At 69.9% G+C, this 6,511-nt stretch carries 6 protein-coding genes; 3 read left to right on the top strand and 3 right to left on the bottom strand.

Translation table 11 applies throughout. The annotated features are described in order from the left end of the window. Positions 1-33: 33 nt before the first annotated feature. From JHN45_RS33025 to JHN45_RS33015, 3 genes are all read right to left on the bottom strand, one after another. Positions 34-1,140: a 3'-5' exonuclease gene (locus tag JHN45_RS33025; RefSeq protein WP_201052641.1), complete on the bottom strand. Its 1,107-nt coding sequence runs from the start codon at positions 1,138-1,140 to the stop codon at positions 34-36. A gap of 169 nt (positions 1,141-1,309) precedes the next feature. After that, positions 1,310-1,888 (bottom strand): hypothetical protein, encoded by a 579-nt coding sequence (locus tag JHN45_RS33020; protein ID WP_201052639.1) that lies wholly within the window; start codon positions 1,886-1,888, stop codon positions 1,310-1,312. 77 nt (positions 1,889-1,965) lie between these two features. Further along, a complete protein-coding gene (locus JHN45_RS33015) occupies positions 1,966-2,304 on the bottom strand; it encodes a hypothetical protein (RefSeq protein WP_201052637.1) in 339 nt (112 codons plus the stop codon). 300 nt (positions 2,305-2,604) lie between these two features. Here JHN45_RS33015 and mobC point away from each other — a divergent pair, with 300 nt between their 5' ends. From mobC to JHN45_RS33000, 3 genes are all read left to right on the top strand, one after another. Further along, a complete protein-coding gene (mobC, locus tag JHN45_RS33010; RefSeq protein WP_201052635.1) occupies positions 2,605-3,009 on the top strand; it encodes a plasmid mobilization relaxosome protein MobC in 405 nt (134 codons plus the stop codon). Positions 3,010-3,101: 92 nt separating this feature from the next. Beyond that, positions 3,102-5,231: a relaxase/mobilization nuclease domain-containing protein gene (locus JHN45_RS33005; protein ID WP_374195654.1), complete on the top strand. Its 2,130-nt coding sequence runs from the start codon at positions 3,102-3,104 to the stop codon at positions 5,229-5,231. Positions 5,232-5,360: 129 nt separating this feature from the next. Beyond that, positions 5,361-6,503, top strand: a complete 1,143-nt coding sequence (locus JHN45_RS33000; RefSeq protein WP_201052625.1) for a hypothetical protein — start codon at positions 5,361-5,363, stop codon at positions 6,501-6,503. Positions 6,504-6,511 lie beyond the last annotated feature (8 nt).

Raw genomic sequence — 6,511 nt, 5'->3', positions numbered from 1 at the left:
ACACCACCACCCACAACCCGCACGGAAAACCCGTCAGTAGTCGTACCGGTCGTAATCGTCGTAGCCGTCGTCATCCGACCAAGGACCGCGCTCCGCCTCAGGCAGTCGAGGGGCCGTGCCGTCCGCCAGCTCGCGCAGCAGCCGCGCGGCGCCGGCCGCGTCCGAGGGCGCCCGATGGTCCCCGTACGGGAGTGTCTGCCACGTGTAGCTCTGCCAGTACGGATGCCATTGCCCGTACCACTCGGCGTAGGGATGCATCAGGTCCGCCCAGCGCGCCCGCCCGAGCCACGTCCGCGTGTACTCCACCGCCTCGACCCCGACCAGGCCGACGACCGTACGCGCGTGCCGATGCACCTCCCGGGCGATGCTGTGCAAGTCGTACCCGAGGTTGTAAACCACGACCGTACGGCCCTGGATTGTCTGCCCCAGGGTGTCCATCACGTCCGAGAAAACCGGCGCCTCGGCCTCGGCCAGCGTGTCCGCCGTGATGCCGTGGACCTTGACCGCACCGGGCGCGAGAGGCGCCCGCGGATTCACTAGAGAAGAGAGCACCGGGGCGCCGGCGCTATCGCACACGCCCAGTTCGAGGACCCAACGGTGAAGGTCGGTCGACTCCGTGTCCAGCACGACGACCGGCCCGGAGTCGAGCAGGGCCGCCGCCCATTCCTGCGGACCGAGAGGGGTTGTCGGCAGTACCCCGGGCAGGGTTTCCCGCAGGACCGGAGCGAGCGCCGGCAGATCCACGGCGGCCCGCGCCTCGGCCCGGAACTGGCGGCACGGGGCACACGTTCCGGTCTCCCCACGATCCGGCCGGCCGCCCTCGTTCACCAGCTCGCCGCAGTCGAAGCACCGCCACGCGTGCAGCACGAACCGGGCCCGAGCGAGCGCCGCGAGCTGTGCGGCACTGGCGACCCGCTTAGGCCGGGCCCCCCGCTTGCGGTACAGAGGCGCGTATCCCGTCTGCCCGTAGTACCGCCAGTACGCGTACGCCCTCGGACGCTGCCGAGGCGCGACGGCCAGGCCCTCCCGCTTGAGTTGCCGAGGGGTGAGCAGGCCCGGAGGAAGGTCCCAGAACCGGTACACCGTTAGGCCGCGATGCGTCCCGTAAGTCGTGTGCCGACTGGCCACTTTCGCAGGCATTAAGAACCCCTCTCCGATTTCCGTTGCAGGGAATATTACACAGTATCCACGTGCCATAAACGAGTACAAGGAATCGGCCATGAGCCGAGGAATTTGGGCTTTCTGCGCCGGAATGCATTCTAACTACCTTGTTTAAATGCGCTCCCCTTTATCCACATGACTCCCGGTTTTATCCATCGCTCAGAAGTGTGGCGATGGACTCGCGTGCGATGCGGCCCACGGTGTAGATCTGCCCTTGTAGTTCGAGCTTACGAGCATGTGCTTTCTTGGACCGCGAAGGCCGTAGCCCGATGAGATTTTCCCGCTGGAGAGCCAACACCGCCGGCTCGCTCACGCGACAAGCCGCGAGCCGCGCGGCGTCGACCACGTCGGCCGCGATATCCAGCATGAGCTTTGCGCCGAAGCGTTCATTCGGAGTGCCTGGCCTACGCCCTGACAGTCGCTGTGCCTGTGCTTCCTCGGCAGTGAACGGGGGCCACGGGCCGGCCAGGTCCGGCCGCGCCAGCCGGGCCCGCATTGCCGTCTCTGTGAGCTGTCCCATCCGTGGCCACCAGTCAGGCCGCCGCATGAGCAGGGACACCCGAACAGCTTCGGGAGTCGGCTCACTTTTCGGCAGGCCCAGACGCTGCCTTTCCTCGGCAAGCCACTTCCACTCGGCGAAGTCGTTTTCCCCGGCGAGACGAGCCAATCCCTCGGCCTGTGTGGGATGGAGCCACACGAGCGTGTTGACTTTGGCGACCGCATTCATTGGTAACTACCTAGTTTGATGGCAACCCCTCCGGCACCGCCGTGAAGCGGGCCGGAGGGGCTGCGGTGGAGAGACGATCAGGATGAGGCCGAGGACGAAGGACCCGGAAGGGTTTCGGTGGCGCCCTCGGCACCGGAGCGAGTGCGGCGGGTGCGGGAACCCTTGGGCCGGCCCTGGGGTCGGCGGGTGGGTTCATCGGCCCCCATCTGGCGGAGTTCGTCCGTGCTCCATCCCGCAGCCGACGCCGCCGAGTAGGCAGCGCCGTACTCCTTCTCTGCGTCGTCGATCAGCTTTTGGAGGCGCTTGCGCTCAGCGTTGGCGGCCGCCAAGGGTTTGATCAGGTCCAAGCGTGAGGCGAGCAGGGTTTCCGCCGTGGTGAGCATGGGCGACGTGGAGTCGTCGGAAGGTGTGGTCATGCCCGCCATGGTAGCGGCCGCCCGCCGCCGCGCACACGGGAGCGTGCCGCCGTCAGCCGACTTGCAGTCGAGGTGTCGGGGGCACATCCCCCGAACCCCCTTACTGCACCTCCGGCGCAGCGCCGCCCTACCCCGGCACCCGCCCCCAGCGGCCCACTACGTCGGAGCAAGTTAGTGGTTATTGTTCCAATAACCAGGCACGGCGGCCCCTGCCTCGCTATGCTCGGCGCATCGGGGCTGCCTTTTCGGTCCGGGCACGGACCGATGGTTGGGGCTGTCCCTCGAACGGGAACAGGGGAAATGACCAGCGAAGCACCACGCGCCCGCCGCCGTGAACGACGGTCCGACAACCCGCGCACGTACCGCGTGAACCTGGCCTACAACGACACAGAGTTGGCCATCATCCAGACGGCCGCGGCCGTGGCCGGCCTTAAGCCTGCCGCGTACGCAGCGCGGGCCGCACTCGCTGTCGCCAAGGAAGAGGTTTCCCCGGCGCCTGTGGGCTGGAAGGAGCGGTTGCGGACGCTGGGCGATGCCCGGGTGGCCGTTGACCGGATCGGCACGAACCTGAACCAGATCACGCGTGTTCTCAACTCCGAAGGTGTGGAGACCCCGGAACGGATTGACGCTGTCCTGGAACGGGTGGAGCGGGCCATTCGGAGGTTGGACGAAGCCACCATGGCCGTGATGGAAGGTCGGGCGTGATCCCGAAGAAGGCGAAGCCCGGCGCCCGCACCGCCGGTTTGCTGTACTACCTGTACGGGCCGGGTCGAGCGAACGAGCACACCGACCCCCACATGGTCGCCGCATGGGGTGGCGGAGTATTGGACCCGGCACGGAGTTCCGGAGCCACGATCCCCAGTCTGGCCATGTTGCTTGACGCTCCGGTTTTCGGACTCGAAGGCAAGGCGCCAGATCAGCACGTCTATCACGTCCCGGTGCGCCTAGACCCGGGTGACCGAATGTTGACGGATGAGGAGTGGGGGGACGTTGCGCGCGAGATTATGGACGCTTCGGGTGTCGCCAAGAAGGGCGATCCGATGGGCGCCCGATGGGTGGCCGTGCGGCACGCTGACGACCATATTCACATCGTGGCGACTCTCGCCCGGCAGGACGGCCGGGTACCCGACGTGCGACGGGACATGGTGAAGATGCAGGAGCGCGCGCGTGAGCTGGAGATCCGATATGGACTCCGGCGACTGACGAGCGGAGACAAGACCGCGAAGCAGTGGCCGACGACCGCCGAACTGGAGAAGGGCAAGCGCAAGGGCCGCGCGGAGCCGCCCAGGGTGACACTGCAAGAGAAGGTACGTGCAGCCGCAGCCGGCGCCCGATCCGATGCTGAATTCTTCGCGGCCATCGAGCGTGCAGGACTCCGGCTCAAGACCCGCACCGCACCGGACGGAAACGTCACCGGCTACTCGGTTGCGCTTCCCGGCGACCGTACCGCCGGAGGCCGCGCCGTGTGGTTTTCGGGCAGCCGACTCGCCCCCGATCTGTCGCTTCCGCGCGTCCGTGAACGTTGGACCGGAGCACCGCCCTTGGCCATGGTCGCCGCCGCCGGACAGATCAATAGCCGGGCAGCCGCGTGGCAGCTTGCCGCCGAGCACGTGCACCAGGCCGCCGCCGTCCTCGGCCAGGCAGGCAACGAGGCCGGCGCCGGGGAGATGGTCGCCCTGGCCGACTTCCTGACGACCTACGCCGCCCAGGCCCCCGCAGCGGTCCGGGACGAGCTACGGGACGCAGCCCGCGCATTCGAGCGGGCCGGACGCGCCCCGACCAGCCGACGCATGGACAGCCAGGCAAACGCCCATCTGCGGGCAGCCACTCAGCTACTCGGCATGGGGGCCGCCGTCGTCGCAGGCGGAGGCGAGGCCGCCGCCGCCATCGCGGTTTTGGTTGCCGCCGCCCTGGCCGTCGCCGCCGCGATGAAGTGGCACCAGGCCGCCCGGCACGCGGCACAGGAGCGCGCGGCCGCCCAGGCCGGAACCCACTTGCGGGCCGCCACCGAAGTGGCCCACGGCGCGAGCGCCGGCACCCGCGACGGACGAGGACGCCGGACCACCTGGCAGCGCACGACCATGCAGCCCGGCGGCCCCGCCCTTGTAGAGGCATACGCGCCCGTCGTACGTGAGGCGATCCCGCACCTCGCGGAAACCGTCCTCGGCGAGGCCGCATGGCCAGCCCTGGCCGCGACACTCCGGCAGGCGGAGAACGCGGGATACAGCCCGGCCCGCGTGCTCGCCGAGGTGACGGCACTCCGCGGATTCGGCGACGCCGAGAGCACGGCCGAGGTGCTGGTGTGGCGACTGCAACGACGGATGGACAGCGACACCCGTAGCAACTCCACCCAGACCCCGGAACCCGCCCCCCGGACAGCAGCCGCACCCACTGACGCGACCGGCGCCACCGGGGAGGCCCGCACGCCCCCACCGTCGAAGAAGCTGGACGACGAGGAAGGCGACGAAGCCCCCACCACGCTGACCGCACCGCCGCCCGTAGTGGGTCGAGGACCAGCAGCCGAATCCACTCCCCTCGGCGGCCCCGACGCGCCGACCCTCGGCGAGGTTGTACGCCTGGCCGTCCCCGCGCACGCCTCGGCAGTGCTCGCCGACCCTGCCTCGGCGATCCTGGCCGCCTATCTCGTCAAGGCGACCGCCCAGGGACACCGACCGGCGGAGCTACTGGCCGAAGTTGCCGGAGCCCGAGACCTAGGCGACGCCGACAGCGTGGCGCAGGTACTCACCTGGCGGGTGCAAGGCCGGTTGCGCCGTGCCGAACAGCCCACCGCACTCGCCCGCACCGCAGGAAAGAGGCCGGCCCCCACGCCGACCACACCGACCAGGCCGGGCGAGCGCACAGCGGCCGAGCGGGCCGCCCAGGAGGCGGCACAGCGCCGCAGCCAGCAGCGCGGGAGAGGGAGGTAGAGCGCGAGACCGTAGGGCAGTCCCAGCAGCGGAAAAGGCCGCGTTCCGAGGACGCCCGGAAGCTAGCTTCATAGATACGACAGCGACGCGAAACGAGGACATCATGACGACGCAGAACAAGGGCATCCGATGAGCGACAGCATGGCGATGGAGCGAGCCGCCAGCCACACCGGGCAGACGGCCGCCATGGCCCTTCAGGTACTCGTCATGGCGGCCCAGGCCCTCCGCGAGCACCAGGAGCGCGAGGCGGCCCGCGCGGCCGCCGCCCCGGCCCCCGCCGCCGAGCCCGACACCTCCGGTACATCCGACCCCGCCCAGGAGCCAGCCCGCGATCCGGACCGGGACCGGTACGCCCAGATGGTCCGGGACACCGTGGAGCCGCCCGCCGTGGCCGAGGCCATGGTGACCGCGCCGCAGTGGCCCCAGGTCGCGGACGAACTCCGGCGACTGGAGAACGCCGGGGTGGACGTGGGCCAGTTCCTTGCCGACGCCACGCCCGTGATCGCACGCATTGACGCCGACATGCGCGCCGGCTCGCCGACGCCCGGCGTCACCGCCTCGGCCACGGCCACCACGCCCCACAATCCGTTCGCCGCCCCGTCCGACGACAAGAGCCCCGAGCGCGACGACCCCGGCATGGTCGAGCGGTTCGTGGAGTGGGTGAAGAAGGTTGTCGAGGCCGTCAAGGAGTGGTTCAAGAAGGTCACCGGCCGAGGCGAGGAATCCGGCCTTGACGGCCGGGAAAAGGATCTCGTCAAGCACGGGGTCAGCCCGCAGGAAAACACCCGGGCCGTGGTCATGGCGCGGGAGGCCATGGCCGACGAGCACGTGTTGGGCCAACTGGTCACTTCCCGCGAGTGGCCGGGCATCGCCGCACAGATGAAGACGCTCCAGGAAGCCGGGCACGATCCGCGCGAGGCCCTGGCGGGGGTGCCCCTGCGGATGAAGCAGGCCGCCGATGCCGGGATCAGCCTCAGCCCGGCCGAGGCCGCCCGCGGATTGCTCAACGAGCAGGCGAAGACGCCCGCCCCGGCCCGTGCCACCACGGCGCCGGCACCCGCCAACAGCGCCTCGGCCGCCACCCAGGCGACCCCGGCCACGACGACGAGCGCCGCCACGAGCGTGGCCCCGGCAGCAGCTCCACCCCGCGCCGCAGCAGCCAACGCCCAGTCCACCACGGCGACCCCCGGAGCCAGCCCGGCACCTGGCCCGCAGGCGTCCACGACGACCCCGGCTCCGGCCCCCACACAGGCCCGGGGCCACACGCGCTAACTCAGCCC

Origin of the sequence: Streptomyces sp. MBT53, assembly GCF_016654115.1 — a bacterium.
In the GTDB taxonomy this organism is placed as follows: Bacteria; Actinomycetota; Actinomycetes; order Streptomycetales; family Streptomycetaceae; genus Streptomyces.
This window is presented reverse-complemented; position numbering and strand designations above follow the sequence as displayed.